General features: G+C 63.5%; 23 protein-coding genes and 1 tRNA gene. 13 read left to right on the top strand and 11 right to left on the bottom strand.

The window, feature by feature from the left end; genetic code table 11:
* Positions 1 to 67: 67 nt before the first annotated feature.
* From BLS74_RS09740 to BLS74_RS09705, 8 genes are all read left to right on the top strand, one after another.
* The gene (locus BLS74_RS09740) at positions 68 to 1,021 is read left to right on the top strand and encodes a 2-hydroxyacid dehydrogenase (RefSeq protein WP_093105027.1); all 954 of its coding nucleotides are present in this window, start codon (positions 68 to 70) and stop codon (positions 1,019 to 1,021) included.
* A gap of 49 nt (positions 1,022 to 1,070) precedes the next feature.
* The gene (locus BLS74_RS09735; RefSeq protein WP_093105024.1) at positions 1,071 to 2,045 is read left to right on the top strand and encodes a Bug family tripartite tricarboxylate transporter substrate binding protein; all 975 of its coding nucleotides are present in this window, start codon (positions 1,071 to 1,073) and stop codon (positions 2,043 to 2,045) included.
* A 32-nt stretch (positions 2,046 to 2,077) separates the two neighbouring features.
* Entirely contained in the window at positions 2,078 to 2,677 is a 600-nt protein-coding gene (locus tag BLS74_RS09730; protein ID WP_093105022.1) for a TetR/AcrR family transcriptional regulator, read from the top strand.
* A gap of 38 nt (positions 2,678 to 2,715) precedes the next feature.
* Positions 2,716 to 3,231 (top strand): DUF2147 domain-containing protein, encoded by a 516-nt coding sequence (locus BLS74_RS09725; protein WP_093105019.1) that lies wholly within the window; start codon positions 2,716 to 2,718, stop codon positions 3,229 to 3,231.
* A gap of 9 nt (positions 3,232 to 3,240) precedes the next feature.
* Positions 3,241 to 4,242: an NADP-dependent oxidoreductase gene (locus tag BLS74_RS09720; RefSeq protein ID WP_093105017.1), complete on the top strand. Its 1,002-nt coding sequence runs from the start codon at positions 3,241 to 3,243 to the stop codon at positions 4,240 to 4,242.
* Positions 4,243 to 4,365: 123 nt separating this feature from the next.
* The gene (locus tag BLS74_RS09715) at positions 4,366 to 5,070 is read left to right on the top strand and encodes an SDR family oxidoreductase (protein ID WP_093105014.1); all 705 of its coding nucleotides are present in this window, start codon (positions 4,366 to 4,368) and stop codon (positions 5,068 to 5,070) included.
* A gap of 70 nt (positions 5,071 to 5,140) precedes the next feature.
* The gene (locus BLS74_RS09710) at positions 5,141 to 6,235 is read left to right on the top strand and encodes an alkene reductase (RefSeq protein ID WP_093105011.1); all 1,095 of its coding nucleotides are present in this window, start codon (positions 5,141 to 5,143) and stop codon (positions 6,233 to 6,235) included.
* 152 nt (positions 6,236 to 6,387) lie between these two features.
* Positions 6,388 to 7,239, top strand: a complete 852-nt coding sequence (locus BLS74_RS09705) for an alpha/beta fold hydrolase (protein WP_244503831.1) — start codon at positions 6,388 to 6,390, stop codon at positions 7,237 to 7,239.
* 56 nt (positions 7,240 to 7,295) lie between these two features.
* On the opposite strand, the gene BLS74_RS09700 is transcribed toward BLS74_RS09705, so the two are convergent.
* From BLS74_RS09700 to BLS74_RS09660, 9 genes are all read right to left on the bottom strand, one after another.
* Entirely contained in the window at positions 7,296 to 7,532 is a 237-nt protein-coding gene (locus tag BLS74_RS09700; protein ID WP_093105009.1) for a hypothetical protein, read from the bottom strand.
* A gap of 237 nt (positions 7,533 to 7,769) precedes the next feature.
* The gene (locus BLS74_RS09695) at positions 7,770 to 8,822 is read right to left on the bottom strand and encodes a serine hydrolase (protein ID WP_093105006.1); all 1,053 of its coding nucleotides are present in this window, start codon (positions 8,820 to 8,822) and stop codon (positions 7,770 to 7,772) included.
* A 93-nt stretch (positions 8,823 to 8,915) separates the two neighbouring features.
* Positions 8,916 to 10,073, bottom strand: a complete 1,158-nt coding sequence (locus tag BLS74_RS09690; protein ID WP_244503830.1) for a YncE family protein — start codon at positions 10,071 to 10,073, stop codon at positions 8,916 to 8,918.
* A 198-nt stretch (positions 10,074 to 10,271) separates the two neighbouring features.
* Positions 10,272 to 11,078 (bottom strand): creatininase family protein, encoded by an 807-nt coding sequence (locus BLS74_RS09685; protein WP_093105001.1) that lies wholly within the window; start codon positions 11,076 to 11,078, stop codon positions 10,272 to 10,274.
* Between the two features lie 417 nt (positions 11,079 to 11,495).
* Positions 11,496 to 12,944 (bottom strand): aldehyde dehydrogenase family protein, encoded by a 1,449-nt coding sequence (locus BLS74_RS09680; RefSeq protein WP_093104998.1) that lies wholly within the window; start codon positions 12,942 to 12,944, stop codon positions 11,496 to 11,498.
* 131 nt (positions 12,945 to 13,075) lie between these two features.
* Positions 13,076 to 13,963, bottom strand: a complete 888-nt coding sequence (locus BLS74_RS09675) for an NAD(P)-dependent oxidoreductase (protein ID WP_093104995.1) — start codon at positions 13,961 to 13,963, stop codon at positions 13,076 to 13,078.
* A 19-nt stretch (positions 13,964 to 13,982) separates the two neighbouring features.
* The gene (gene rutC / locus BLS74_RS09670) at positions 13,983 to 14,381 is read right to left on the bottom strand and encodes a pyrimidine utilization protein C (protein ID WP_093104993.1); all 399 of its coding nucleotides are present in this window, start codon (positions 14,379 to 14,381) and stop codon (positions 13,983 to 13,985) included.
* 28 nt (positions 14,382 to 14,409) lie between these two features.
* Entirely contained in the window at positions 14,410 to 15,111 is a 702-nt protein-coding gene (locus tag BLS74_RS09665) for a DUF1028 domain-containing protein (protein ID WP_093104990.1), read from the bottom strand.
* 22 nt (positions 15,112 to 15,133) lie between these two features.
* Entirely contained in the window at positions 15,134 to 16,102 is a 969-nt protein-coding gene (locus tag BLS74_RS09660; protein WP_093104987.1) for a Bug family tripartite tricarboxylate transporter substrate binding protein, read from the bottom strand.
* Positions 16,103 to 16,333: 231 nt separating this feature from the next.
* On the opposite strand from BLS74_RS09660, the gene BLS74_RS09655 reads away from it, so the two are divergent.
* On the top strand, positions 16,334 to 17,002 hold the full coding sequence (locus tag BLS74_RS09655; protein WP_093104985.1) for a TetR/AcrR family transcriptional regulator: 669 nt from the start codon (positions 16,334 to 16,336) through the stop codon (positions 17,000 to 17,002).
* 189 nt (positions 17,003 to 17,191) lie between these two features.
* Positions 17,192 to 19,396: an arylsulfatase gene (locus BLS74_RS09650; protein WP_093104982.1), complete on the top strand. Its 2,205-nt coding sequence runs from the start codon at positions 17,192 to 17,194 to the stop codon at positions 19,394 to 19,396.
* Positions 19,397 to 19,399: 3 nt separating this feature from the next.
* On the opposite strand, the gene BLS74_RS09645 is transcribed toward BLS74_RS09650, so the two are convergent.
* Both BLS74_RS09645 and BLS74_RS09640 read right to left on the bottom strand, forming a co-directional pair.
* Positions 19,400 to 19,471, bottom strand: a tRNA-Arg gene (locus BLS74_RS09645).
* A gap of 42 nt (positions 19,472 to 19,513) precedes the next feature.
* Entirely contained in the window at positions 19,514 to 20,170 is a 657-nt protein-coding gene (locus BLS74_RS09640; protein ID WP_170855557.1) for a TetR family transcriptional regulator, read from the bottom strand.
* Positions 20,171 to 20,316: 146 nt separating this feature from the next.
* Here BLS74_RS09640 and BLS74_RS09635 point away from each other — a divergent pair, with 146 nt between their 5' ends.
* Genes BLS74_RS09635 through BLS74_RS09625 form a run of 3 tightly spaced genes read left to right on the top strand, consistent with a single transcriptional unit; the run spans position 20,317 to position 26,180 of the window.
* Positions 20,317 to 21,591: an efflux RND transporter periplasmic adaptor subunit gene (locus BLS74_RS09635; protein WP_093104977.1), complete on the top strand. Its 1,275-nt coding sequence runs from the start codon at positions 20,317 to 20,319 to the stop codon at positions 21,589 to 21,591.
* A 13-nt stretch (positions 21,592 to 21,604) separates the two neighbouring features.
* Positions 21,605 to 24,769 carry an efflux RND transporter permease subunit gene (locus tag BLS74_RS09630; RefSeq protein WP_093104975.1) on the top strand — a complete coding sequence of 1,055 codons (3,165 nt, stop codon included), beginning with the start codon at positions 21,605 to 21,607 and terminating at the stop codon, positions 24,767 to 24,769.
* Positions 24,762 to 26,180 (top strand): efflux transporter outer membrane subunit, encoded by a 1,419-nt coding sequence (locus BLS74_RS09625; RefSeq protein WP_093104972.1) that lies wholly within the window; start codon positions 24,762 to 24,764, stop codon positions 26,178 to 26,180. The genes BLS74_RS09630 and BLS74_RS09625 overlap by 8 nt, the downstream gene beginning before the upstream one ends.
* The last annotated feature ends 75 nt before the right edge of the window (positions 26,181 to 26,255 follow it).

Genomic DNA, 26,255 nt, shown 5'->3' with positions numbered 1-26,255 from the left:
CATGCTCCCATCCTGAAGAAGCCGTCTTGGACACATGGGACACGTCTGCCCCGTTGAACGAATTCACATGAAACCCCAGGTCCTCCAACTCAATCCGATCCTGATCCCTGCGATCAACGACAAGCTCGCATCGCTCTACACGGTTCACAAATACTTCGAGGCAACCGGCCGCGAGGCCTGGCTGCGTGAACATGGCGCATCCGTCGACGCCGTGATCACCGGCGGGCACACCGGCATTTCGCGACCGATGCTGGAGCAGTTGCCTGGCCTCAAGGTCGTGGCCGTCAACGGAGTCGGCACCGACGCTGTGGATCTGGCGTACTGCCGAGGCCGTGGCCTGCCCGTCACCGCAACCCTGGGCGCGCTGACCGAAGACGTGGCCGATCTGGCCATCGGGTTGCTGATCGCTGCTTGCCGAAACCTGTGTGCCGGCGACCGCTTCGTGCGCGGCGGCCAGTGGGAACTTAGCCCCCAACCCAGCGCCATCCCACTCGCGCGCCGGTTCAGCGGCATGCGCGTTGGAATCGTCGGAATGGGAAGGGTGGGCCGCGCCGTCGCGGCTCGGGCGGCGGCCTTTGGCTGCCCGATCAGCTATACCGATCTGCACCCCATGGACGACATCCCCCACCGGTTCGTGCCGTACCTGGTGGACCTCGCGCGTGACTCCGACGCGCTGGTACTGTGTGCGGCGGCGGACACGGCCGAAGGCATCGTCAACGCGGCCGTGCTCGAAGCGCTCGGCCCAAGCGGCTTCCTGGTCAACGTCGCCCGTGGCCGCCTAGTCAATGAGGTTGACCTGACAGAGGCGCTGGCCGCCGGTCGCATTGCCGGTGCGGGCTTGGACGTGTTCGTCGACGAACCCCGCGTTCCCCTGACGCTGCGCCAGTCCGACAGCGTGACCCTCCAGGCCCACCGCGCCAGTGCCACCTGGGAGACCCGAACCGCCATGGGCGAGATGGTGCTTGACAGCCTCGCTCAGGCCCTGGCAGGCGAACGCCCGACGATGAGCCTGACCACCTGAGCCCGCCGGCGCTTCATGACGATTTACCCACCCACAAGAGGAGACTCCTATGCAACTCACAGCCCTGTTCAAGATCCTTGCCGCCTCGGCGTCCCTGGCCGTGGTGCCGACCTTGGCATCGGCCCAGGCCTACCCGACCCGCGCTATCAAGATCATCGTGCCCGCCCCGCCGGGCGGCGCTATCGACACCATTGCGCGCGTCGTCGGAGACAAGCTCGCGGTGTCGATGGGTCAGCCGGTGGTCGTCGACAACAGGCCTGGCGCATCCAACAACCTCGGCACGGATGTCCTCGCCAAAGCCGCGCCCGATGGCTACACGATCGGCATCGTGGGCGGCAGCCACAACATCAACAAGTTCCTGTTCAAGAACCTGGGCTGGGATCCGGAGAAAAGCTTCGAGCCCATCGTCTACACCCACGAGGTTCCGCTGGTGTTCGCGATCTACCCGCAGATTCCCGCCAAGACACTGCCCGAGTTCGTGGCCTGGATGAAGGCCAATCCGGACCAGTCCAAGGTCGCCACCTCTGGCCGCGGCAGTGCTCAGGAAATGGCGGCAGAGATGTTCCGCATGGCGAGCGGCGCGCAGGTGCTGCTGGTCCCTTACAAGGGATCTGCCGCTGCCCACCCGGATCTGCTGGCCGGGCGCACTGCGCTCTACATCGACACGATCAGCGCCATCCAGTCGCAGGTGAAGGCCGGCAACGTACGCGCCATTGCGGTGTCGACCCGCAAGCGAACAACGTCTCTGCCGGACGTGCCGACGGCGGACGAACAGGGGCTCAAGGGCTACGACGCCAACACGAATGGCGGGTTCCTGGCGCCTGCCGGCACGCCCAAGGCGATTGTCACCAAGCTCAATGCCGAGATCAACGCGGCGCTGAAGCTGCCTGACGTGCGGGCCAAGCTGGAGGCTGCGGGCATCGAGATCCAGGGCGGAACGCCGCAGGAGTACGCCGCACTGATCAAGTCCGACCTCGCAAAGTGGGGCAAGGTCGTCAAGGAGGCGGGCATCCCGTCGGAGTGAGTCCGAGGGCTACGTGCTTTGCGAAATCATGTATGATGCACATCATGCGAAACGCAAAGCACAACGTCAGAACGGCAGCCAAGGAAGCTTCACACGAACGCATCGTGTGCGCAGCTGCACGGGCGATCCGTCGTAGCGGCTATGACGGTACTGGAGTCGCCGACATCATGAAGGAGGCCGGCCTGACCCATGGCGCCTTCTACGCCCATTTCGAGTCGCGCGAGGCCATGTTGGCAGAAGCAGCGAATCGGGCGTGCGCCGAGTCAGCCGCCGTAGCGGCGGACGTTGTCGCCAGCGTGCCCCCCGAGCAGGCTTTGGCATCCATGCTTCGCACCTACCTATCGCGGGAGCACCTGGAGCAGGTTGAAATGGGATGCCCCCTGGCCGCACTGGGCTCGGAGACGCCGCGCCAGGCATCCGAAGTACGCCGAGTGACCACCCGGCACATCAAGGAAATGATCGATCTTGTCGCCCGTCAGTCGCCTGACTGGGGGCAGCCCGGTGCCCACGAACGAGCACTCGTGACCGTCGCCACCATGGTGGGCACGTTGCTGTTGGCTCGTGCGGTCGACGAGCCCGCACTATCGGCCAGCCTGTGCGAGGCCGCACTCAAGCACCTGCCTCCCGCCTGAATCCACCGAGAAACGACGCTTTTCGTTCGACCACAAATATGATGAGCATCATGCGACATAAATATAAATCCTCTGGCAACCCTCGCTCTCTTGCCCTCCCGCTCCTGCCCGCACTCGCGTTCAAAGCCTTCGCCGCGGCCGCAGCGCTCACGATGCCGCCAGTCTGGGCAAACGAGGCGTCGCCCATTGGCCTGTGGAAGAACGTCGACGACGTCAGCGGCAAGCCGAGGGCACTGGTCCGAATCACGGAATCGAATGGAGCCCTGCTGGGCAAGATCGAGAAAGTGTTCCCGGCTCCGAATGAAGACCCGAATCCGAAGTGCGACAAGTGCGAAGGCGCAAACAAGAACGCACCAGTCATCGGGCTGGTGATTCTGAATGGCCTGACGAAGGACGGCGACGAATATGCCGGCGGCCAGATTCTCGATCCGGACAACGGCAAGGTCTATCGCAGCAATGTGCGCCTGATCGACAGCGGCAAGAAGCTCAGCGTGCGCGGCTACATCGGTGTGCCAATGCTGGGCCGTTCGCAAACCTGGTTGCGCCAGGAATGAGGAAGAACCGTGAAGGCATTTGTTCTCGAGCGATATGGAAAGAAGCGCGCGTTGCGGTTGGCAGACATGCCGGATCCGGAGCTGCGCGATGACGAGGTCCTGGTCCAGGTCCACGCCGCTGGCGTGAACCTGCTGGATTCCAAGATCAGGGATGGTGAGTTCAAGCTCATCCTGCCCTATCGCCTGCCCCTCGTCCTGGGCCACGACGTAGCTGGGGTGGTCGTCAAGGTCGGTCCGCGCGTGCGGCAGTTCAAGCTGGGCGATGAGGTCTATGCGCGGGCGGATGATTTTCGGATCGGCACGTTCGCTGAATTCGTCCCCGTCAAGGAAGCTTCGCTGGCGCTCAAGCCCAAGGGTCTCACGATGGAAGAAGCCGCTTCCATCCCCCTGGTGGCCCTGACGGTCTGGCAGGCACTGATCGAGAAGGCCGATCTGAAGAGGGGCCAGAAGGTCTTCATTCAGGCGGGCTCCGGCGGCGTAGGCACTTTTGCGATTCAGTTGGCCAAGCATCTGGGCGCAACCGTTGCCACGACGACGAGCACGACCAATGTCGCGCTCGTGAAGAGTCTGGGCGCAGACGTCGTCATCGACTACAAGACGCAGGACTTTGAGGATGTCTTGCGCGACTACGACGTGGTCCTGAACAGCCAGGACGGCAAGACGCTCGAAAAATCCCTTCGCGTGCTCAAGCGCGGCGGAAAGCTCATCACCATCTCCGGACCGCCTGATCCCGAATTCGGCAAGGAAATCGGGGCACCGGGGTTCGTGAAACTGGTCATGCGGCTGCTGAGCTCTGGAATCAGACGAAAGGCAAAGAGCCGCGGGGTCAGCTTCTCGTTCCTCTTCATGAAGGCGAACGGAAGCCAACTGCGCGAGATCACCCGTCTCTTCGATGCTGGCGTCATCCGCCCCGTGATGGACCGGGTGTTCCCGTTCGAATCAACCAATGAAGCCCTGGCCTACGTCGAAGCCGGCCGCGCAAAGGGCAAGGTCGTCGTCAAGGTGAGATAGAGGCAAGTCCCGCCAAGGGAAATGCCGTCGCCAAGTTCAAGTGCGTTTTGTTCATTTCGGTGTTGCTGGAAGACCTGAAAGCCGGCAGCTGAATCTGTTTGTCCCCCCTCTTTGGAGATTCCCATGAAGATTGAGAATGCAGTTGCCCTCGTCACAGGTGCCAATCGCGGCATCGGCCTGGCGTTCGCGCGCGAACTGCTCGCCCGCGGTGCCCGCAAGGTCTATGTGGGCGCACGCGACCCCGCGGCCGTCACCCAATCCGGTGTTCAGGCCCTGCGACTCGACGTCACCAAGTCGGAAGACGTGTCGTCCGCCGCAGCGCTGGCGTCGGATGTGACGCTGGTGATCAACAACGCCGGCATTGCCCAAACGGGAGGCTTTCTCGCAGCCGATAGCGAAGACGCCGCACGGCGCATCTTCGAGACCAATTTCTTCGCCGTGTTGCGCGTGAGCAAGGCCTTCGCGCCGGTTCTCAAAGCCAACGGCGGCGGCGCGTTGCTCAACGTCCTGTCGGTCGCCTCGTGGGTGAACGGCGGCGAGCTGGCGGCCTATTCGGCAAGCAAGTCCGCAGCCTGGTCGCTCACCAATGCCCTTCGCAGCGAACTGGCCACGCAGAAAACTCAAGTGCTGGCACTGCACATGGCCTACGTCGATACCGATCTCACGCGCGGGTTCGATGTCCCGAAGTCCAGTCCTGAGGAGATCGTCAAGCGTGCGCTCGACGGACTCGAGTCGGGCTTCGACGAGGTGCTGGCCGATGAGCTCACGCTGCAGGTCAAGCGCGGGATGACGGCGCCGAGGCCCAGCTACCTCCCGCAGGCGTCCTGAACCCGAAACCTGACTGGATCACCAGCCAACAACAAGGGCTCGAGCGCCCCGCATTCAACCAAGGATCACAATGCTCTTCGAACCTCTCGTCGCACCTTCAATTCAATTCGCCAACCGCGCCGTCATGGCACCAATGACGCGCAGTCGCGCCGTCGATGCGAACACACCCAACGCACTGATCGCCGAGTACTACGGCCAGCGTGCAACGGCCGGCCTGATCATCACCGAGGGTACCTCGCCGTCGCCCAACGGCCTGGGCTACGCACGCATCCCGGGGCTCTTCAATGATGCGCAGGTGCGCGGATGGAAGGCAGTCACAGATGTGGTCCATGCCAAGGGCGGCAAGATCTTCGTGCAACTCATGCACACCGGTCGCGTGACCCATGCGGCCAACCTGCCCGCAGGCGCGGAGGTGGTCGGACCGATGGCCAATGTCTGCCCCGGCGAGATGTACACCGACTCACAGGGCATGCAGCCGCACAGCGCCCCTCGGGCGATGACCGCGATCGACATCGCCCACGCCGTGGAGGAGTACGCCAAGTCGGCGCAGCTCGCCATCGAAGCGGGATTCGACGGCGTTGAGTTGCATGCCGCGAACGGCTATCTGATCGAGCAGTTCCTGAACGCCAATGTGAACCAGCGCACCGACGCCTACGGCGGCAACATCAATGGCCGCAATCGCTTTGCGCTCGAGGTCGCCCGCGCCACGGCAGCCGCCATCGGCGCCGATCGCGTCGGGATCCGGCTGTCGCCTTACGGCGTGTTCAACAGCACGGGAGCCTACCCCGACGTCGAGGCTCAGTACTTGGCGCTCACCCAGGAGCTCTCGCAGCTGGGCATGCTGTACGTCCACCTGCTCGATCACTCGGCGATGGGCGCGCCGCCGATGCCTGCCGAGTTGAAGGCTCGGCTTCGCGCTGCGTTCCAGGGCTTGTTCATCCTTGCCGGCGGCTTCGATCGTGCCGGTGCAGAAAGTGCGCTCAAGACAGGCCAAGCAGATCTCATCGCCTTCGCCCGCCCGTTCCTCGCCAATCCCGACCTGATGGAGCGCATGCGGGCCGAAGCGGCGCTGAATGCCGTGGACATGGCGACCTTCTACACCCCAGGCCCAAGGGGCTACACCGACTACCCGACCCTTGCGCAGCAATCCAGTGTGCCGGCATGAACTGACCGACTGTTTCCAACCCTGGAGATCATGCAATGCGTCGTTTACCCAAAGCAGGCGTCCTGGCTATCGCCCTGGCTGCACCATTTATTTCACCGGCGGCAGGGGCAAGCGATGGTCCGCCCGACGGCGCGAAGACCAGTCCACCGCCAATGGACCAGGCGGTGAGCATCCACTGGACAAACGTTCCAACGAAATCCATCTCCGCAGGCGGAGTCAATTTCGCATACCGCGAGTTGGGAAAGCAAAATGGCGGAACGCCGGTGGTGTTTCTCGTCCATCTGGCCGCCGTGCTGGACAACTGGGACCCCCGGATCATGGACGGCATTGCGGCGAAGCATCACGTGATCGCCTTCGACAACCGCGGCGTCGGGGCATCCAGCGGCTCGCCGTCCAGTTCGATGGAGCAGATGGCCGACGATGCCATCACCTTCATTAAGGCGAAGGGGTTCGAGCAGGTTGACCTCTTCGGCTTCTCGATGGGTGGAATGATCGCCCAGGAAATCGTGCTGAAGGAGCCGCAACTCGTCCGCAAGATGATTCTCGCGGGCACAGGTCCCGCTGGTGGCGAGGGCATCAGCACCGTGGCCAGAGTCGCGAACTACGACCTTCTTCGGGGTTTCTTCACCGGCCAGGATCCGAAGCAATTCCTGTTCTTCACTCGCACGCCCAATGGCATCGAGGCTGGCAAGGCGCTTCTACAGCGTTTGAAGGAACGCTCGGAGAACCGTGACAAGGAGATCACCATCACCGCGTACGTGGCGCAGTTACGAGCGCTGAGCGCCTGGGGCCAGAAAGAACCTGCCGATCTTTCAGTGGTCAAGCATCCCGTGCTCATCGTCAATGGTGACGATGACCGGATGGTCCCAACGACGAACTCGCGCGACCTGGCGCGGCGGCTTCCGAACAGCACCCTGCTCATCTATCCCGATGCCGGTCATGGCGGAGTATTCCAGTTCCATGCCGACTTTGTGCCCAAGGCGCTCGAATTCCTTGCTCGATAGAAATCTGAGGACAGCTGTTATTCAGGGGCCTGGTCGCCGCAGACAACATTGATGCTTTAGGCTCTCACGAAGGTGAGCCGCGCCTCGTGCGCCAGCCCATCGCGAACGATGTCTCGGGCATCGTCGTCTGCAAACTCGAAGAGTGCATCGGGGATATCGTCCTCCTCGAGCGCGAAGAGGATCTCGATGGCCCCTTGCTGGGCTTCGGAGAAGGTGCCGACCTGGATCAAGCGGTTGAACTTCGCAGCAGTCTCCTTCGGCGCCAGCTGGCGCAACTCGAGCAACTCGAGCACGAGCTCGGTCTGCGATGGGGTGAGGGGCTTCGGGGCAGCGGAAGGTCCCCCTTCTCCTTGTCCAAGTACTGAATCACGCCAAAGATTCCACCATGGGCGCAGGTTCAGACCCGGGCGCCGGCGATCGACATTAGGCCGACTCCGGCGCGACTCCACCCGCTGCGCGCGCATCATCCTCGCCGGCATCGAGACCATCCACACGATCCGCAAAGGCCGGCTTGCGACCCGAAGGGCGCGTTACGCCCGCGGCCAGCCAGTTCTACGCACTCGCCCTCTGATTTGCTCCCGGCTTTGCCGCTTCCTTCCCTTGGCCTCCTCCGCATACTGCGACGGAGCAGCCATTGGCACTGCCTGGCCGCCGGATTCGACGATTGGCGTAGTGGCTTCTGGCGTGCTTCCTGCGGCAGGCCATGGCGGGGGCCCAGGTGTGACGACGCGCGGGCGCTGGGCCGCCAACCGCACGCGCGCTCCTGCCGAACGCGCCACCGGGGCAGGCGTTGCGTCGACGAACCGACGGCGGATGGTGATTGCATCGCGGGCGCGCTGCGAGGGCCTCGCTGCACCCAGCAAGACGACGGTCACCGTCCGTCCACGGGCTTCGGCACGCATGGCCAAGCAGCGACCTGCATCGTTGGTAAAGCCCGTCTTCGACAAGAGCACATGCCACCCCGGTGCGCCGACGAGCCGGTTGGTGTTGCGCACGGTCCAGCGCCGACCGCCGACCAGCACGGTATGGCTGCGCTGGCTCGTGATATGCGAGATTACGGGATAACGCGCGGCTGCGCGCAGCACCTTGACCATGTCCTGCGCGCTCGACACGTTGTTCGGCGACAACCCCGTCGGCTCCTCGATCAACGTGCTGGTCAGGCCGAGTGAGTGAATCTTCCGCCGCGTGGCCGCAGCGAACGCCGCCAACCCTCCGGGATAGTGGCGAACCAGTGCCGAGGTCGCGCGGTTGTCAGAGGCGAGGAGCGCCAGTTCGAGCAAGTTGCCACGCGGCACCACGGATCCGACCGGGATGCCCCCGCGGCTGTGCCTGAAGCGGTCCGTGTCCGCCGCCTCGATCCGCAGACTCTCGTACGGGTCCTGCTGCGCATCGAGCACCACCATCGCCGTGATCAGCTTCGTCAGCGACGCAATCGGCGCGGCGCTCGCGGCGTCCTTGCTCAGCAGCACCTCGCCGCTGGCGTCGTCTACGACCATGACATGCGCCGAGGCAAATTCGGTGCCTGCCCGCCCGGTGGAACAGACCAAGAGCAGGCTCCAGGCGAGGGCGTAACGCAGGAGCATGATCGGGTACTCCTCGGCCGGAATAAGGCCGATGTCCTATTAACGCGAGGGTGGCGAATTGGACTACAACGGCGGCGTGGCAGCCATCGCCGATCAGCGCAAATTCCCAGTATGTCCCAGCGAGTATCTGCCAGGCTGCGGCCACACCGTCAGCCCGTGCGGTTCGCGACCGACCTTAATCTTGTCGACGCTGCCCGTCGTGGTGTCAAAGCGGTACACCACATCGTCGTACCGGCCGGAGAGCCACAGGTGTTTTCCGTCGGCGCTGACGTTGCCCATGTCAGGGCTGCCGCCTCCCGGCACGGGCCAGGTCTTGGTGACGGTACGGGTCGCGAAATCAATGACCGAGACGCTGCCCTTGCCGCCCGGCGTGCCGTGGATCTTGTTGGTGCCACGGTTGGCCACGTACAGGCTTGTGCCGTCGCGGCTGGGGTACAGGCCATGCGCGCCGATACCGGTGGCTATGAAGCCGATCTGCTTGAACGATTCGCCATCGACCACATGGACACCGTCGTCCATCATGTCGGCCACGAAAAAAACCTTGCCGTCCGGCGATACCCGTATGTCTTGCGGCATGCCATGGGTAGTACGGATTTCGCCACCAACCTGGCCCGGGGCGGGTATCTTGGCGGGCTTCTTGCCGGGTGTCGCGATCCGCGCGAGGACATCCGGCCGATCGAAGTATTTGCTCAGCTTGAGGGTGCCCACGATGCTGCGATTCACTAGGTCGATCTTGGTGACCGCCCCGTCAAACTCGCAGGTGAACAGCGCGAACCTGCCGTCGATCGAGAAGTCGGCGTGATTGATGCCGTCGCACTTCGGCGTGGCAATCGAATACTGCAACTTCATGCTGCGTGGGTCACGAAAGTCCAGACGCTTGTACGCCTCGGCCACCACGATGGCCGATTGACCGTCTGGAGACCAGTACATGTTGTACGGGTCTTCCACCGGGATCGGTTGACCCGGTTTGCCGGTATTGGGATCGATCGGCGTCAGGCTGCCATCGCGCCGACCTTCTGCATTGTTGGCTACCCACAGCGTGCGCAAATCCCACGCAGGCACCACGTGCTGCGGGTTGACGCCCACCTTGAACGTATCGACCACTTTCAGCGTGGCCGGATCGATCACCGACACGGTATTGGACGTGTGGTTGGGCACATACACCCGCTCCAGGGCCCCAGCGACCGCCGGGCTCATGCGGTTGGCACCCGTCTCGCTGTAAAGATTGCTCCGGTCGGGTACAGCCGGCATGCCCGGCACCGTCGCCACGGGGCTGTTCTGCGTGGAAGCGCCGGATGGCGGCGCGTTCGCCGGGGTCGCGACGGCCTGGTTTGTGACCCACCAAGCGGCCGCCGACACGGCGACCATCCCGGAAACGACGACAACGGGATTCTTGCGCATGCTCAAGCCCTCCACCGGTTCACACATCATGGAATGAAAGTGGCGCGCTCAACGCGAAGCACCCCGCGCGGTGCGAATGGCGGCCACCGTTTTCGCCACAATCAAATCGACGCCCAACTGACCCAGCGCAGCGCTGGAGGCGCGCGGATCGCCAGCGACGCCATTGGCCGCGCCTTCGAGCGGGTCACGTGCCATTTGATCTGGCCTGACCAACGTGGCGTCGATGGCCATCATGAGCGAAGTATCGGCCGTGCCCGCATGCATGCCGATCTGCGCATCGCTCAATCCTTTGGCTTTGAGTGCCTGCACGTAGTCGGTTTGCGTGATCCGGTAGTAGTCCCCGATGAAGTGGGCACGGGCAGGCGTCGCCGCCCAATCGTGATTCAGGCGCGTCGCCAGCGCCTTGAGCTGGGCCTGATAGCCGCCGTGATCACCGATCAGCACCATGTCGACGAAGCCATGCTGCTTGAAGCTGCGCGCGGCGCCATCCAGTACGCTCTTGAAGGCGTCTTCCGGCACCGAAATCGTGCCGGCAAAGCGCATGTGTCCAGCAGGCGGGGATATGCTGCCTTCGGGCACATAGGTCAGCACCGGCGCGACCAAGGTATGACCCAACGATGTGGCAATCCTGCCTGCCAGCACCTTGACCCGCACATTGTGCTTGCCCAGCGCCATGTGTGGTCCGCTCTGCTCGGTGCCGCCGACCGGAATGATGATCGTGGTCGTGCCGGCGTGGATGGCATCGCGGATCTCGGTCGAGGTCAACTCCTCGAGATAGACGCTGCTGGAGGCGGACCACGCAGCGGGGCTGAAAACGGCCACCCAAAGAGTGAGCAAGGCAAACAACGTACGCATCAATAGTTGGTGTCTAGTGGTTGATGAAGGGATCTCCACTCCCCACTGTGGCACAAGAGAAGCCTTGTGCTTGCTCGATCGCAACAGGGAAAGTGTGGATAGCTTCCGCGCGAAAAGGCTCATTGTGAAGCGGCGATAGACTCTGCGACCGCTGCCTGAGTGCTTGTCCAGTTCCTCTCACTCCCGCATCGTGTACACGATGACCAGATAACTGACCGGGACCTCCTGGATTTCCTCGATCCCATGCAGTGGTCCGTCGGATGGTCCATTCCTTGGTGTAAGCGAGCGCCGAGTCAGCGTCGAGCTTCCAGTTCAGGTGAGTGACGCTTTTCTTCAGCACGTCGATGGCATGGGGTCATGCATCGTCCCTCATGAGCAGCCTTGCATCGCCGTCAACACAGATCACGATCATCTGCCTCAGTCATGGCGAATGGCTATCGTCTTCAAGACGGTGAATCCATGCAGCGCCTCGAGACCCTTTTCCCTTCCGTATCCGCTGGACTTCATGCCACCGAATGGAAGCTCCACGCCACCCCCCGCCCCATAGTTGTTGACAAACACCTGTCCACATCGCAGTTTCCGTGCGAGCCGCATCTGCCTGCCCCCGTCTCGCGTCCAAATGCCTGCAACGAGGCCATAGTCGGTCCCGTTGGCAAGCCGGATCGCATCGGCCTCATCGTCGAAGGGCATGGCTGCGAGTACCGGCCCGAAGATCTCCTCCTGCGCGAGACTGTGTTCGTGCGGCACATCTCGCAACAGCACTGCCTCCTGGTAGAAGCCAGCGGCGGCAGCATCCGCGTGCAACTGGCCTTTCGCCATGACCCGTATGCCATCTGCCTCCGCCCTCTGGATGAATCCTTTTACCTGTTCGAACTGCTTGCGGTTGATCAGCGGCCCCATCTCGAGCTCCAGCACCGGGGGCCCCGCTCGCAGCGCGGCGAACCGATCCGCGAGGCGACTGAGGACTTCCTCGTAGATGCTCCGCTGCACAAGCAGGCGGCTGCCGGCTGAACATGTCTGTCCGGCGTTCTGTACGATTGCGTCGACGATCACCGGCAGTGCCGTTTCGATGTCGGCGTCCTCGAAGACCAGTTGAGGCGACTTGCCCCCGAGTTCGAGCGTTACAGGGCAATGGCGCTTGGCGGCGGCGGCGGCCACCAGTCGGCCGGTCTGCGCGGACCCCGTAAAGGAGATGTGGTCGATCCCCTCATGAGCCGTCAGGCACGCGCCAACCTCGTGTCCGTAGCCCGTCACTACATTGATGGCGCCTGGAGGGAAGCGGATTTCCGCCGCGATCTCCGCCAGCCTCAGCAGCGAAAGGCTCGCATCTTCAGCAGGTTTGACCACGCATGCATTCCCTGCCGCCAGCGAGGCAACCACCGTTCGACCGAATATCTGCATCGGATAGTTCCACGGGATGATGTGCGCAGTCACCCCGTGAGGTTCCCTGAGTGTGAGTACGGTATAGCCTCGTTCGTACGGCAGCGTTTCACCATGCAACTTGTCGCAGGCGCCTGCGTAGTATTCGAAATAGCGGGCCAAGGCGACGACGTCGGCACGCGCCGTTTTCATGGACTTTCCCGTATCGCAAGCTTCGAGCGAAGCCAGTTCCTCCGCTCGCTCGGATACAGCTGCCGAGAACTTGTAGAGCAGCCGCCCACGCTGCGCCGCGCTCAGGATGCCCCATGGCCCGTCGAACGTTTCCCCGACGGCGGCCCGGGCCGCGGCGATGGCAGCCCCCGCGTCGGGTTCTCCGCCTCGAGCGATCTCGCCCATGGTTTGGCCGTTGGACGGATCGACGACGGGAATGTAATCGCCCGTGCTCGGGACAATCCAGGTGTTGCCAATGTAGTGCTGCATGCGCATGGTTCGACTCCCAGACAGAGGTTTGCGACAAGCAAAACCCCTACTCGACTTTCTGCCCGGCATCCCGCGGTTCAATCCAGGCGCCGGCCTCACTGCAATGACTACGCTGGTCACCCGGCGAGCCCCGACCTTCAAATGGGTTCAACGCGTTCAGTCAGCAGCGATGCCAACTCGGGCACCAGGGCACGCGGGCCCGCTTCCTGGACTCCAAGCCTGAGCGTCGAGGCGACCGAATCCGCGATTTCGTGAAAGGCTCGCTGATCGGAAGCCATCTCGACGTAATACCGCAAGTCTTTCAGCGCGTTGGACATGTAGAACTGGAGTCCCGTCGGATCACGATCGATGATGTAGGGTCTCATGCGGTCAAGCGCGGCTCCGCCACCCCCGCCACCCGAGAGGACCTCAACGAACAGCGAGGGATCGATTGCTACCCGCGCCGCACATGCCGCGGCCTCTGCGATCACTGCGGCCGCGCCGAGCGAGACAAAGTTGTGCAGCAACTTTAGCGCGTGCCCGGCGCCCACAGGCCCCGCGTGCACGATGCTCTCCGCGAAGCATTCGAGCACCGGCCTTACCCCAGCGAGCACCTCGGCATCCCCTCCGACCAGAAGATTGAGTCTTCCTTCGCGTGCGTGTTGCGCTGTGCGGGTCATGGGCGCATCAATGAAGCTGGACCCGACAGCCGTCACAGCTTCCGCCATGCGGGCCGTGGAGGCAGGAACAGAGGTTGAACAGTCGATCACGACCGATCCCGCGCGCAATCCCTCCAAGACGCCCCCACCCTGCGTGAGGACCGCTTCGACCTCGGGTGAGCCGGTCACGCAAAGGATCACGATATCGCTTGCTTCGGCGAGGGCCTTGAGGCTCGGGGTCGTCTTGGCACCCTGCTGCGTCAACTCTTCCAAGGGCTGATTGCCCGGATGCTCCAGCGCGGTCAGCGTGTAGCCATGGGCAACCACGTTTCTCGCGATCCCGTGGCCCATCAGGCCGACACCAACGATCCCTACCCGATCCTTCACGTCCGTTCCTTCTTCCGGGCTAGCCAGAATTTCGGGGAGACAGATGTGCAATCGAGGCGATCTCGACCAATGCGTCCGGCTTTACCAAACCGCACTGAATGCAGAATCGAGCGGGCTTTGTCCCGGGAAAGAACTCTGCATAGACGGAGTTCACCGCAGCATAGTTCGCCCAATCGGTCAGGAATACGTAGTTGAAGGCGACGTCATCCATCGACCCGCCGGCGACCTCTATGATGGATCGAATAGTCTCGAGAACGTGGCGTGTTTGCGCTGCCGCATTGCCAACGTGTACGACGTTGTTGTTTGCATCCAGGGGCAACACGCCCGACGTGTAGACGACGCCGTCGGCCCTGGTGCCAGGCGAGAATGGCGCGATAGGGTTCCCGGAGCCGACGGGGACAAGAACTTCTTTTGGCATGGCGATCGTGGTGTAAGCGTGAGATCAGTTAAGCGCCGTCGGCTGATGCCGTTTGCTGAGCCTTGAGCCAGTCGTCCGCGCGAGGTAGTCCTCGCGGATTCGATCGGTGCAGCTCGTAATACGGGACCAGGGGACTGAATATTTCGTAGAGCCGAACCAGTTCGGCTACCGGATCTGCGTTCAGATCGATGCGCAGATCGATCAGCGGTCCCTCTCGATTGCCGAAAACCGCCATGTCCGAGGATCGTTGTCCGCCGTGCTGGCCTCCAGCATCCCGGCCCCCCTCCAGGCTTGCGAGCAGTCGGCGGGCAAATGGCAGGTCTTTGGATGCCTCGTACGCGGCAGCCATTGCCTCTATCGTTGCGGCGCTGGTCAACACATTGCCCAGCACAGCAAAGTTGTCGCCGATGATGTGGCCTGCGTATGGGAAGCAGCTCTCGCCAGTGAACGCAGCTATCCGGCCGTGGTTGTCGATCGCAGCCAGCTGGCGATTCGCAATGAACTCGTCGCTGCCAATCATTGCTTTCATGGCTGCTTGCGCATCCAATCCATTCTGGATCATGACCGCGCCAACTTTCTGGCATCGCCCTACGGTGCTGATGCCCAGGCAGAGTCCCATCATTGGTATGTGGCGGTAAAGGTCGAGTCCGCCCGCTGCGATCGTACGAGTGGTCTTGGCGACGCCGAAGTGACCGGTCTGCGGGTCACGCGCGACGATTGCGAATGTCATGCAGTCTTCCCAAGAAGTTGGATTACTCGCCGAATTTCACCGGCGTTGTTTCGAGCGTTTTCCGGATGGTTTCGGCGTCTCGCGCTGTGATTCGTGCCATCTCTGACGCAGCCAACGGCTGAAGGCCAAGTCCGAAGCCAGACAGCCGCTCCTTCATTTCCGGCTCCGCCAGCACTTTCGCCAGCGTCTCGCTGAACTTGACGACCGCTTCTGCCGGAATGCCCGCTGGCGCGAAGAATCCGAAGTTGATGTCTTGAACGTAGCCCGGGATGAATTTGGCGATCGGGTCGACGCCTGGAACCAAACTGGATGACGATGCCGAGGTCACGGCTATCGCCCTCAGCTTTCCGGCTCTGATGTTCTCGGTGATCACCGGCGACGGGGTGCTGAAGAAAGCCTTGATATCGCCAGCCAGCGCCGCCTGGACCACCGGCGCGGTACCTCGAAATGGCACGTACACCAGCCTGACGTTTGCACTTCGCGCAAGTACAGCTGTTGCGATTTCTACGATTGGGCCACCGCCTCCGATGTCGAGCCCCGCGGGCTGCTTTCGCGCCCATTCGATGAATCCCGGGAAATCCGCGACAGGCGTGCTAGCGTGGACGAATAACCCCATGGGGGTGCTTCCGATCCCCATGACCGGCACGACGGATCTCAATGGATCGAAGTTCTGGTCCTTGCTTACCAGTGGCACCTGGACCACGCCAGTCACCGTCGTGTACAAAAACGTGTATCCGTCGGCCTGGGCATTGGAGGCTGCGAGTATGCCGACCGCGCCAGCTCCTCCACTTCGGTTTTCAACGAAGACTTGCTGCCCGAGGATCGCGCTCATACGCTGCGCGAGGTAGCGAGCAATCGCGTCGCCGGGGCCGCCAGCAGGAAAGTTGAGGATGATCCTGACTGGCTTGCGAGGCCAGAGCTCTGCTCGCGCGATGGCGGAGCAGGCGACCCCCATGGTTGCCACCAGGATGCTGCGGCGATTTAGCAACATGATTCCTCCGACAGGCGTGTTGACAAAGTTAAGCTGACGTCGTCCAGCAGATAGCCACAAACTTGCTCACCAGCTTCGATCCGGCAACTGGAGTCATCTCCAACGAGTTCAGAAGCTTGCGGATTCAGAATTAGTATTCTGATTCTGTTATTGGTGAGTGTCAAGCCGTTTCGACCTGACTCAGGCGACCCGGAACACGACTGGCACAAAAGTTCTATACAAAGTGACACGATGCGACCTTCCCAAATCCCGTTAGCTGAGATCGAAGCATGGGCCTCCCAGGGGTGCCTGCCGGAGATGAAGCCCTCACGGCAAAAGCGCAGTGCGAATACAGCTGCCGCACTGATCGAAGCTGGCCGCAAATTGCTCCACGACCGCTCTCTGGAAGATTTGTCCATCGAGGCCGTTTGCGCGAGCGCGAAGACGACTGTGGGTGCGTTCTATGGTCGATTCGAGGATAAGCAGCACTTCTTCCTGACGTTGCAGCGCGTGCAGACGATGCGAACGGAGCAGTCGATCCGGGAATTTGTTGCTCGCCACCCGCCTGGCGCGTCCTCGCTCGACGCCCTTTGCCGTGCCATCGTGGACGAGGCGATTGGAAACTTCCGGTCGAACCTCGGCGTGATGCGTGCCTCTTTGCAGCACAGCAAAGAGGGTATGTGGGAAGTCATCAAAAAGTCGGGAGATCGCTATCGCGTGATCTTGGTCGAGCTACTGAGCCCTTACCTGTCATCAGTCCCGCCTGGTGAGCGTCGCCTTCGGATCCTGTTTGCTTATCAGGCGCTGGCCGGGGTGCTCGTCCACGCGGTGCTCAACAACCCTGGACCGCTGGGCCTTGATGATGACCAGATCCGTGATGAGCTTTTTCGGCTGGTAAAGGCCTACCTGCTTGCCGAGTAGTCGTTCGGCAGACGAGACCCGGCAAGCGAGCGCTGCGATCGGAGCTGAAATCCTGCGGCGGAGCTACAGTGCCCCTGGCCACTACGCTGCAAGACTACCCTCGCCTTACGGGACATGAACACCGCTTCTTGCGCACCGCATGACTTTGAGCCACAATCAGAATGATAATTCTCATTCTTTTTTGCGACTATGCACCAAGTCAATCAAGGAAGGGGCAAGTGGCCCGCCAGCAGCACCTCCAGGAAGGGGGCGCCAAACGTAATCGTGGTACTGACTGACGACGTTGGATACGGGGCGTGCAGCACCTTCGGCGGCCCAATCGCCACCGAGAACCTTGACGCTCTAGCCTTAGGCGGGCTACGTTTTACTCAGTTCCACACCACTGCCATGTGCTCACCAACGCGCGCGGCGCTCCTGACAGGACGCAATCCGCATCGGGTGAGCATGGGGAGGGTAACCGCACGTCCGTCGTACTACGACGGCTACACCAGCGTCATTCCAAAATCTGCCGGGACCATCGCCGACGTGCTGCGGGCTCATGGCTACAGCACCGCCATGTTTGGGAAAGGCCACATCACACCGGAATGGGAGATGGGTCCGCTCGGGCCTTACGATCGATGGCCCACGGGCATGGGGTTCGACTATTTCTACGGATTCCTTGGCTTTGACACAAACATGTGGTCGCCAGATCTGGTAGAGAACACGTCTCATGTGCAACCCCCTAGGGGTGACACTCGCCACTTCGACGAGATCATGGCGGATCGCGCAATCGATTGGATCGCGCAGCAGAAAGCCGTCGCCCCGGAAAAGCCGTTTTTTGTCTACTACGCCACTGGTACGGCACATTCACCCCATCATGCGCCGCAGAAATGGCTTCAGAAGTACCGTGGGAAATTCGACATCGGGTGGGATGCCGTCCGCTCGGAAACCTTCGAACGCCAGAAAGCCTCGGGAGTTATTCCCGAAAGTGCGCTTCTCACGCCTCGGCCAGACAACCTGCCAGCCTGGGCCTCGCTCTCCGCCCAACAAAAGGCTCTTGCCACGCGGCTGATGGAGGCATACGCCGCTGCTCTGGATCACTTTGATTACCAATTTGGCCGCGTGGTCCAGACGTTGAAGGACTGGAAAGAGTTCGACAACACCTTGATTCTGTTCATTCAAGGCGATAACGGCGGCAGCGCGGAAGGAGGGTTCAACGGCTTGCTGTTTGAGCAGTCCTGGGCGAATGGCTTTGATGAGAAGCTTGAAGACCAGCTAGAGCTGATCGACAAGATCGGTGGACCTGATGCATACAACCATTTCCCCGCCGCTTGGGGATGGGCGATTAACTCCCCGTTCCAGTACTACAAGCAGGTTGCATCCCATTTCGGAGGTACACGAAATGGCCTGGTAGTTTCCTGGCCGAGCCGGTTGAGCGATCGAGGCTCGATTCGGACACAGTTCCATCACGTGGTGGATGTTCACAGCACGGTTCTGGCTGCTGCCGGCATCGAGCCGCCCAAGACCATCAACGGGGTTGTCCAAGACTCCCTGGACGGGGTGAGCATGCTGTATGCGTTCGATAGTCCCGAGGCAACTTCCAGTCGAAAAACCCAGATCTTCGAATCGATGCAGAACTTCGGGATCTATCACGACGGGTGGATGGCGTGCACTACTCCCGAGAATGATCCGTGGGAAAGTTTTGCTCTGAGAAGAACCAGAGCACCCGACGACCGACGGTGGGAGCTCTATGATTTGCGTGACGACTATAGCCAGTCGATTGATTTGGCGAACCAAAGCCCGCAGAAACTTCAGGAGCTCAAAGAGCTCTTTTGGATGTTGGCGGCAGAAGGCAAAATTCTTCCCATTCATTCGCCAACAGAAGGCGCCGAGGGACGACCCAGCCATGGAGCATCACGCAACTCATTCAAGTTTCGTCGCCGCTTGCGAAATCTGCACGCCGACGCAGCGCCTCACACAGTAGGCCGTTCGTTTCGCATAAGCTGCGACGTCGTCGTGGGGGCGAATGGTGGGCACGGAGTACTCGCATGTCACGGCAGCTCGATCAACGGCTACGCTTTCTATTTCCTGCACGGCGTCCCGGTTTTCTACTACAACGCGATTTTTCCAAGTAGCTGCAGTGTGACTGGCGTGAAGCTTTCACCTGGTCGCCACACATTGATCGGCAAGGTCGATCTAGACGAGAGGAAACCTGGCTCAGCTGCATCAATCTCTATTGAAGTTGATGGGTTCTTAGTGGCAACCGGGCGCATCGATCGGACGTTAAAGTCCTTTCTCAATCAGAATGGCTTCAACATCGGAGGCGACAGTGTGAGTCCCGTGTCGCCTGACTACCGGCTGGAAGAGAGCGAATTTGATGGCGAGCTCCCTTACCTGATCGTGGACCTAGACTAGCGAATTCGCCGCCAGGAATCGAACCTGGATCTCAGCCTTCGGAGGGCCGAATTCTATCCGTTGAAATACAGCGAGATGGGGCTCCGGCCAGCGACCGGAGCCGGTCATTATCGCCCATCAGGCGGCGGCCTTGCAGGCTGCGTCGACAACCATCGACGGGCGCTCGAACCCCAGGCCAGCCAGGTAGACGCGGAAGATGTGGCGGCCGGCCGGCACGAGATCGAAGGCCTCGGGCTCCAGCAGCCAGTCCTGGATCAGCCCGCTGATCACTGCATGCAGGCCGTAGGCCGCGGTCTTGACCGGAATCGGCAGCTGAATGTCCGCCTGGCGCGCCGCGTGCTGCAGCGCATTGCCGAAATCGACCACGCATTCGTTGCGCGCGCTGCGATGGCGCTGCAGCACCGCGTCCATGTCGCTGGTGTATTCGACCTTGAGCGTGGCGACCTCGAACACGCGCCGCACCTGCGGATCGCTGACCATCAGGCTCAGGGCCTGGACCATCACCCGCTCGATCGCCGCCAGCGGATCCTCGCCTGTCGTGCTCGCCTCACGCGTCGCCGCCTCCAGCGGCAGCGTGACGCGTTCCATCATCGCGTTGAAGAGGTCCGCCTTGTCCTTGAAGTGCCAGTAGATCGCGCCACGCGTGGCGCCGGCCTGCTGCGCGATCTGCTGCAGCGAGGTCTGCGAAACGCCTTGGCTTTGAAACAGCACTTCGGCAGCATCGAGCAGCCGGTGCCGTGTCGCCTGCGCCTCTTCCTTGGTACGTCGGACCACTATGCCCCCTTATGGATATGAGGTTAATGACTATACATGCATGAATGTATGTAAACTAGAGGACCTCCCGATGGCCTGACTCGCCGTGATGCTTTAGGCACCCGCGCCGCGACGTACCGTCCCCCTTCTTTGCTCAAAGGAATCGCATGCCTGTACTGCATGTCTCGCGTCATTCGTTGTTTTCGCCGCGCGGCGCGGCCGTCACGGCCGCGGTCGCTGCGGTGCTTGCGCTCGCGGCCTGCGGCAAGAGCGGAGCACCGGCCGCCGCCGCCCAGGGTGGCGGCGGCGCACCGCCGCCGCCCGAAGTCGGCGTGGTGGTCGCCACGCCGACCGATGTCGGACTGGTGACCGAGCTGCCCGGCCGGCTCGAAGCTTCGCGCGTGGCTGAAGTGCGCGCCCGTGCCGCCGGCATCCTGCAGCAGCGGCAGTTCCGCGAAGGCAGCGACGTGAAGGCGGGCCAGCCGCTGTTCCGCATCGACCCCGCGCCCTACGCCGCTGCCGCGCAGAGCGCCGAGGCGAGCCTGGCGCGCGCCGAAGCCAATGCGGTGCAGGCCAAGGCACTGGCCGAGCGCTACAAGCCGCTGGTGGAAGCCAACGCGGTCAGCAAGCAGGAATATCTCAATGCCGTGGCCGCGGCCAAGACCGCCGAAGCGGATGTCGCGGTGGGCCGCGCCTCGGTGCAGACCGCCAGAATCAATCTCGGCTACGCGAGCGTGACGGCGCCGATTTCCGGCCGCATCGGCCGCGCGCTGGTGACCGAAGGCGCACTGGTGGGCCAGGGCGATGCGACCGCGCTGGCCGTGGTCCAGCAGATCGACCCGATGTACGTGAACTTCACCCAATCGGCCAGCGACGTGCTCAGACTGCGCCGCGCGATGGAGGCCGGCCAGTTCAAACGCGCCAGCGGCGCCGACGCGGCCAGCGTGCGCATCCTGCTGGAAGACGGCAGCGAGTACGCGCTGCCGGGCAAGCTGCTGTTCTCCGACCTGACGGTCGATTCCACCACCGGCCAGGTCACGCTGCGCGCCGAAGTCCCGAATCCGAAGGGCGAGCTGCTGCCCGGCCTTTACGTGCGCGTGAAGGTGGAGCAGGCCCAGGTCAGCAACGCGATCACCGTGCCGCAGCAGGCGGTCACGCGCACCCAGCAGGGCGACACGCTGACGGTGGTCGATGCCGAGGGCAAGATGCACAAGCGCACGGTGAAGATCAGCGCGGCCCAGAACAACCAGTGGATCGTGCTCGATGGCCTGAAGGCCGGCGAGCAGGTCATGGTCGACGGCTTCCAGAAGCTGATGATGATGCCGCCCGGCGCGCCGGTGAAGGCAGTGCCCTGGAAAGCGCCGACGCCGGCTTCCGCCGGCTCTGCGAACGCTGCTCCTGCTGCCGCGGCAGCCGCTTCGGCTCCCGCCGCGAAGCAGTAAGGAGCGTCCCCGCATGGCCAAATTCTTCATCGACCGCCCGATCTTCGCGTGGGTGATCGCGCTGTTCGTCATCGTGGTGGGCGCCGTGTCCATCACGCAGCTGCCGATCGCGCAGTACCCGCCGGTGGCACCGCCGGCCATCGTCGTCAACGTCGCCTATCCCGGCGCCTCGGCCCAGACGCTGGAGGACAGCGTGCTCTCGGTCATCGAGCGCGAGATGAACGGCTCGCCGGGCCTCATCTACATGGAATCGGTGGCACAGGCGGACGGCACCGGCACCATCACCATCACCTTCGAGACCGGCACCAACGCCGATCTCGCCCAGGTGGACGTGCAAAACCGGCTGTCGCGCGCCACGCCGCGGCTGCCGGCGGCCGTGACGCAGCAGGGCGTGCGCGTGGACAAGTCGCGCAACAACTTCCTGCTGTTCACGATGCTGTCCTCCGACAACCCGGCGATCGACACCACGGCGCTGGGCGACTACGCATCGCGCAACGTGGTGCCCGAGCTGCAGCGCGTGGCCGGGGTAGGCCAGGCCCAGCTCTTCGGCACCGAGCGCGCGATGCGCATCTGGATCGACCCGGCCAGGCTGCAGGGCTACAACCTGTCGGCGGCCGAGGTCAACGCGGCGATCCGCGCGCAGAACGCGCAGGTGTCCTCCGGCACGATCGGCGACTTGCCCAACGTGGCGGGCCAGGCGATCGCGGCCACCGTGGTGGTCAACGGCCAGCTCACCACAACCTCCCAGTTCGGCGACATCGTGCTGCGCGCCAACACCGACGGCTCCGCCGTCCGGCTCAAGGACGTGGCGCGCATCGAGCTCGGCGGCCAGGGCTATGCCACCTCGGCACGCCTCAACGGCGAGCAGGCGGTGGGCATCGGCGTGCAGCTCGCTCCCGGCGGCAACGCGCTGCAGTCGGCCAAGGCAATCCGCGCCAAGATGACCGAGCTCGCGCGCTACTTCCCGCAGGGCGTGAAGTGGACCATCCCCTACGACAGCTCTCGCTTCGTGAACATCTCCATCACAGAGGTGGTGAAGACGCTGTTCGAGGCGGTGGCGCTGGTGTTCCTGGTGATGTTCCTGTTCCTGCAGAACTGGCGCTACACGCTCATCCCGACAGTGGTGGTGCCGATCGCGCTGCTGGGCACCTTCGGCATCCTGCTGGCGCTGGGCTTCTCGATCAACGTGCTGACCATGTTCGGCATGGTGCTGGTGATCGGCATCGTGGTGGACGACGCGATCGTGGTGGTGGAGAACGTCGAGCGCATCATGAGCGAGGAAGGCCTCTCGCCGCTGGAAGCCACGCGCAAGGCGATGCGCCAGATCTCCGGCGCCATCATCGGCGTGACGGTGGTGCTGATCTCGGTGTTCGTGCCGCTGGCCTTCTTCGCCGGCTCCACCGGCAACATTTATCGCCAGTTCTCGGCGGTGATGGTGGCCTCGATCGGCTTCTCGGCCTTCATGGCGCTGTCGCTCACGCCGGCCCTGTGCGCCACGCTGCTGAAGCCGGTGGAGGCCGGCCACCACCACGAGAAGCGCGGCTTCTTCGGCTGGTTCAACCGCAGCTTCGCCCGCACCGCCAAGGGCTATGAGAGCCTGGTGGCGCGCATCCTCAAGCGCGCGGCGCGCTACCTGGTGATCTACGTGGCCATCATCGGCGCGGTGGTGCTGGTGTACCGGCAGCTGCCCACCTCCTTCCTGCCGCAGGAAGACCAGGGCTACATCATCGTCAACGTGCAGCTGCCGCCGGGTGCGACGAAGGAGCGCATGCTGTCGGTGATGCAGGATGTCGAGAAGTACATCCTGAAGCAGCCCGAGGTGGAGAGCATGGTCGGGGTGCTGGGCTTCAGCTTCTCGGGCCAGGGCCAGAACGCCGGCCTCGCCTTCGTGACCCTGAAGGACTGGGAGCAACGGCACGACCCGAGCCATTCGGCCGAGGCGGTGGCCGGCCGCGCCTTCGGGGCGCTGTCGGGCATCCGCGATGCCTTCATCTACCCGCTGTCGCCGCCGCCCATCCCCGAGCTCGGCAACGCCAGCGGCTTCAGCTTCCGCCTGCAGGACCGTGGCGGCGCGGGCCACGAGGCGCTGGTCAACGCGCGCAACCAGCTGCTCGGCATGGCCGGCAAGAGCCCGATCCTGACGCAGGTGCGCCCGGACGGCCTGGAAGACGCGCCGCAACTGCAGATCGACCTCGACCGCGACAAGGCGAACGCGCTGGGCGTGAGCTTCGACGCCATCAACAGCACGATGTCGACGGCGCTGGGCTCGACCTACGTGAACGACTTCCCGAACCAGGGGCGCCTGCAGCGGGTGGTGGTGCAGGCCGACGCGCCGGCGCGCATGCAACCTGACGACCTGCTCAGGCTCAACGCCAGCAACACCAAGGGCGAGCCGGTGCCGCTGTCGGCCTTCGCGAGCACGCGCTGGATCACCGGCGCGCAGCAGACGGTGCGCTACAACGGCTACCCCGCGGTCCGCATCTCGGGCTCGGCGGCGCCGGGCTACAGCTCGGGCGCCGCGATGGCGGAGATCGAAAAGCTCGCCGCGCAGCTGCCGCCGGGCTTCGGCTACGAATGGACCGGCCAGTCGCGCGAAGAGAAGCTCGCCGGCGCGCAGGCGATCATCCTCTACGCCTTCTCGATCCTGGCCGTGTTCCTGTGCCTGGCCGCGCTCTACGAGAGCTGGACGATTCCGCTGTCCGTGATCATGGTGGTGCCGCTGGGCGTGCTGGGCGTGCTGCTCGCGACCTTGCTGCGCGCCTATTCGAACGACGTGTACTTCCAGGTCGGCCTGATCACCATCATCGGCCTGTCGGCGAAGAACGCGATTCTGATCGTCGAATTCGCCAAGGACCTGCAGGCGCAGGGCAAGGGCGTGGTCGAGTCGGCGCTGGCCGCCGCCCATCTGCGGTTCCGCCCGATCATCATGACCTCGCTGGCCTTCGGCCTCGGCGTGCTGCCGCTGGTGCTGGCCACGGGCGCGGGCTCGGCGAGCCAGCGCGCGATCGGCACCGGCGTGATCGGCGGCATGGTGACCGGCACCGCGCTCGCGGTGATTTTCGTGCCGGTGTTCTTCGTGGTCGTGCGTAGCCTGTTCAAGGGCAGCGAGCGCCAGCACGAGGTCGACAAGCGCCACGCGCAAGCCGCGGGCATCGAGGAAGCCCCAGCCCATGACTAAAAAGAAATTCGTCTCCACCGCGCTGACCGGCGCCGCAGCCATGGTGCTGGCCGGCTGCTCGCTCATCCCGGCGTACGAGCGCCCTGCCGCGCCCGTGCCGGCCGTCTACCCGGGCGCGCAGCCCGCCAGCAGCGCGCAATCGCCCGCCTCCACGCTCGCCTGGCAGGACTTCTTCACCGACCCGCGCCTCGCCAAGCTGATCGAGACCGCGCTGGCCAACAACCGCGACCTGCGCGTGTCCGTGCTCAACATCGAGCAGGCGCGCGCGCAGTTCCAGATCCAGCGCGCGGCCCAGTTTCCCGCGCTCGATCTCACGGCCAGCGGCTCGCGTTCGAGCCCGAACGCGCTCCAGGCGATAGGCGTGGGCGGCAGCGTGGCATCGAGCTATTCGGTCAACCTCGGCATCACCGCCTGGGAACTCGACTTCTTCGGCCGCGTCGCCAGCCTCAAGGAGCAGGCGCTGGCGCAGTACCTCGCCACCGAGGAATCGCGCAAGGCGGCGCACATCAGCCTGATCGGCGCGGTCGCCAGCGGCTGGCTCACGCTGATCGCGGATGACCAGCTGCTCGAGCTCACGCGCCAGACCCTGGTAACGCGCGAGGAGTCGCAGAAGCTCACGCGCATGCGCTTCGACAGCGGCGTGGTCTCGGAGATCGACCTCCGCCTGGCCGACACGCTGGCCGAATCCGCGCGTGCGTCCTACGCCGAGCAGCAGCGCCTGCGCATGCAGGACGAGAACGCACTGGCCCTGCTGCTCGGCGCGCCGGTGCCGGCCGCGGCCACCGAAGGCGGCCGCGGTCTCGATGCGATCGCGCCGATGCCGGACCTGCCGGCCGGCCTGCCCTCCGACCTGCTGGGCGAGCGGCCCGACATCCGCGCCGCCGAACAGCAGCTGATCGCGGCCAATGCCAACATCGGCGCGGCGCGCGCGGCCTTCTTCCCGCGCGTCACGCTGACCTCGTCGATCGGCACCGCGAGCAGCGAGTTCTCGGGCCTCTTCGACAAGGGCTCCAAGGCGTGGTCCTTCGCACCGCAGATCACGTTGCCGATCTTCGATGCGGGCCGCAACCAGGCCGGGCTGGATTCGGCACGGGCCGGCCGCGAGATCGCGGTGGCGCAGTACGAGAAGTCGATCCAGACGGCCTTCCGCGAGGTCGCCGACGCGCTCGCCGGCCGCGCCACGCTCGGCGAGCAGCTGCGGGCCCTGCGCGCGCAATCGAACGCCGAGGAGGTCCGCTTCAAGCTCTCCGATTTGCGCTACCGCAACGGCATCGCGAGCGCACTCGACCTGCTCGATTCGCAGCGCTCGCTCTACAGCGTGCAGCAGGCGGCGGTGCAGACCCGGCTGCTGCAGTTGCAGAGCCAGGTTGCGCTCTACAAGACACTGGGCGGCGGCTGGGCTACACGATGAGAGGGTCAGAGAGGCGCCCCCGGGGCGCCTCTCTATAATCTCCGGTTGATTTCGAAAACGCCCCCGAAGAGCCCC

Origin of the sequence: Variovorax sp. CF079 (genome assembly GCF_900101545.1) — a bacterium.
Lineage (GTDB): Bacteria > Pseudomonadota > Gammaproteobacteria > Burkholderiales > Burkholderiaceae_C > Variovorax.
Note: the sequence above shows the minus strand (reverse complement) of the source record. Positions and strands in the feature narration are given on the sequence as shown.

What these genes read in the sequence shown, in the direction of transcription:
- BLS74_RS09740 (WP_093105027.1), top strand. Translation starts at nt 68, where the DNA reads ATGAAACCCCAGGTCCTCCAACTCAATCCGATCCTGATCCCTGCGATC.
- BLS74_RS09735 (WP_093105024.1), top strand. Translation starts at nt 1,071, where the DNA reads ATGCAACTCACAGCCCTGTTCAAGATCCTTGCCGCCTCGGCGTCCCTG.
- BLS74_RS09730 (WP_093105022.1), top strand. Translation starts at nt 2,078, where the DNA reads ATGATGCACATCATGCGAAACGCAAAGCACAACGTCAGAACGGCAGCC.
- BLS74_RS09725 (WP_093105019.1), top strand. Translation starts at nt 2,716, where the DNA reads ATGATGAGCATCATGCGACATAAATATAAATCCTCTGGCAACCCTCGC.
- BLS74_RS09715 (WP_093105014.1), top strand. Translation starts at nt 4,366, where the DNA reads ATGAAGATTGAGAATGCAGTTGCCCTCGTCACAGGTGCCAATCGCGGC.
- BLS74_RS09710 (WP_093105011.1), top strand. Translation starts at nt 5,141, where the DNA reads ATGCTCTTCGAACCTCTCGTCGCACCTTCAATTCAATTCGCCAACCGC.
- BLS74_RS09705 (WP_244503831.1), top strand. Translation starts at nt 6,388, where the DNA reads ATGGACCAGGCGGTGAGCATCCACTGGACAAACGTTCCAACGAAATCC.
- BLS74_RS09695 (WP_093105006.1), bottom strand. Translation starts at nt 8,822, where the DNA reads ATGCTCCTGCGTTACGCCCTCGCCTGGAGCCTGCTCTTGGTCTGTTCC.
- BLS74_RS09690 (WP_244503830.1), bottom strand. Translation starts at nt 10,073, where the DNA reads ATGCCGGCTGTACCCGACCGGAGCAATCTTTACAGCGAGACGGGTGCC.
- BLS74_RS09685 (WP_093105001.1), bottom strand. Translation starts at nt 11,078, where the DNA reads ATGCGTACGTTGTTTGCCTTGCTCACTCTTTGGGTGGCCGTTTTCAGC.
- BLS74_RS09680 (WP_093104998.1), bottom strand. Translation starts at nt 12,944, where the DNA reads ATGCGCATGCAGCACTACATTGGCAACACCTGGATTGTCCCGAGCACG.
- rutC (WP_093104993.1), bottom strand. Translation starts at nt 14,381, where the DNA reads ATGCCAAAAGAAGTTCTTGTCCCCGTCGGCTCCGGGAACCCTATCGCG.
- BLS74_RS09665 (WP_093104990.1), bottom strand. Translation starts at nt 15,111, where the DNA reads ATGACATTCGCAATCGTCGCGCGTGACCCGCAGACCGGTCACTTCGGC.
- BLS74_RS09660 (WP_093104987.1), bottom strand. Translation starts at nt 16,102, where the DNA reads ATGTTGCTAAATCGCCGCAGCATCCTGGTGGCAACCATGGGGGTCGCC.
- BLS74_RS09655 (WP_093104985.1), top strand. Translation starts at nt 16,334, where the DNA reads ATGCGACCTTCCCAAATCCCGTTAGCTGAGATCGAAGCATGGGCCTCC.
- BLS74_RS09650 (WP_093104982.1), top strand. Translation starts at nt 17,192, where the DNA reads ATGCACCAAGTCAATCAAGGAAGGGGCAAGTGGCCCGCCAGCAGCACC.
- BLS74_RS09635 (WP_093104977.1), top strand. Translation starts at nt 20,317, where the DNA reads ATGCCTGTACTGCATGTCTCGCGTCATTCGTTGTTTTCGCCGCGCGGC.
- BLS74_RS09630 (WP_093104975.1), top strand. Translation starts at nt 21,605, where the DNA reads ATGGCCAAATTCTTCATCGACCGCCCGATCTTCGCGTGGGTGATCGCG.
- BLS74_RS09625 (WP_093104972.1), top strand. Translation starts at nt 24,762, where the DNA reads ATGACTAAAAAGAAATTCGTCTCCACCGCGCTGACCGGCGCCGCAGCC.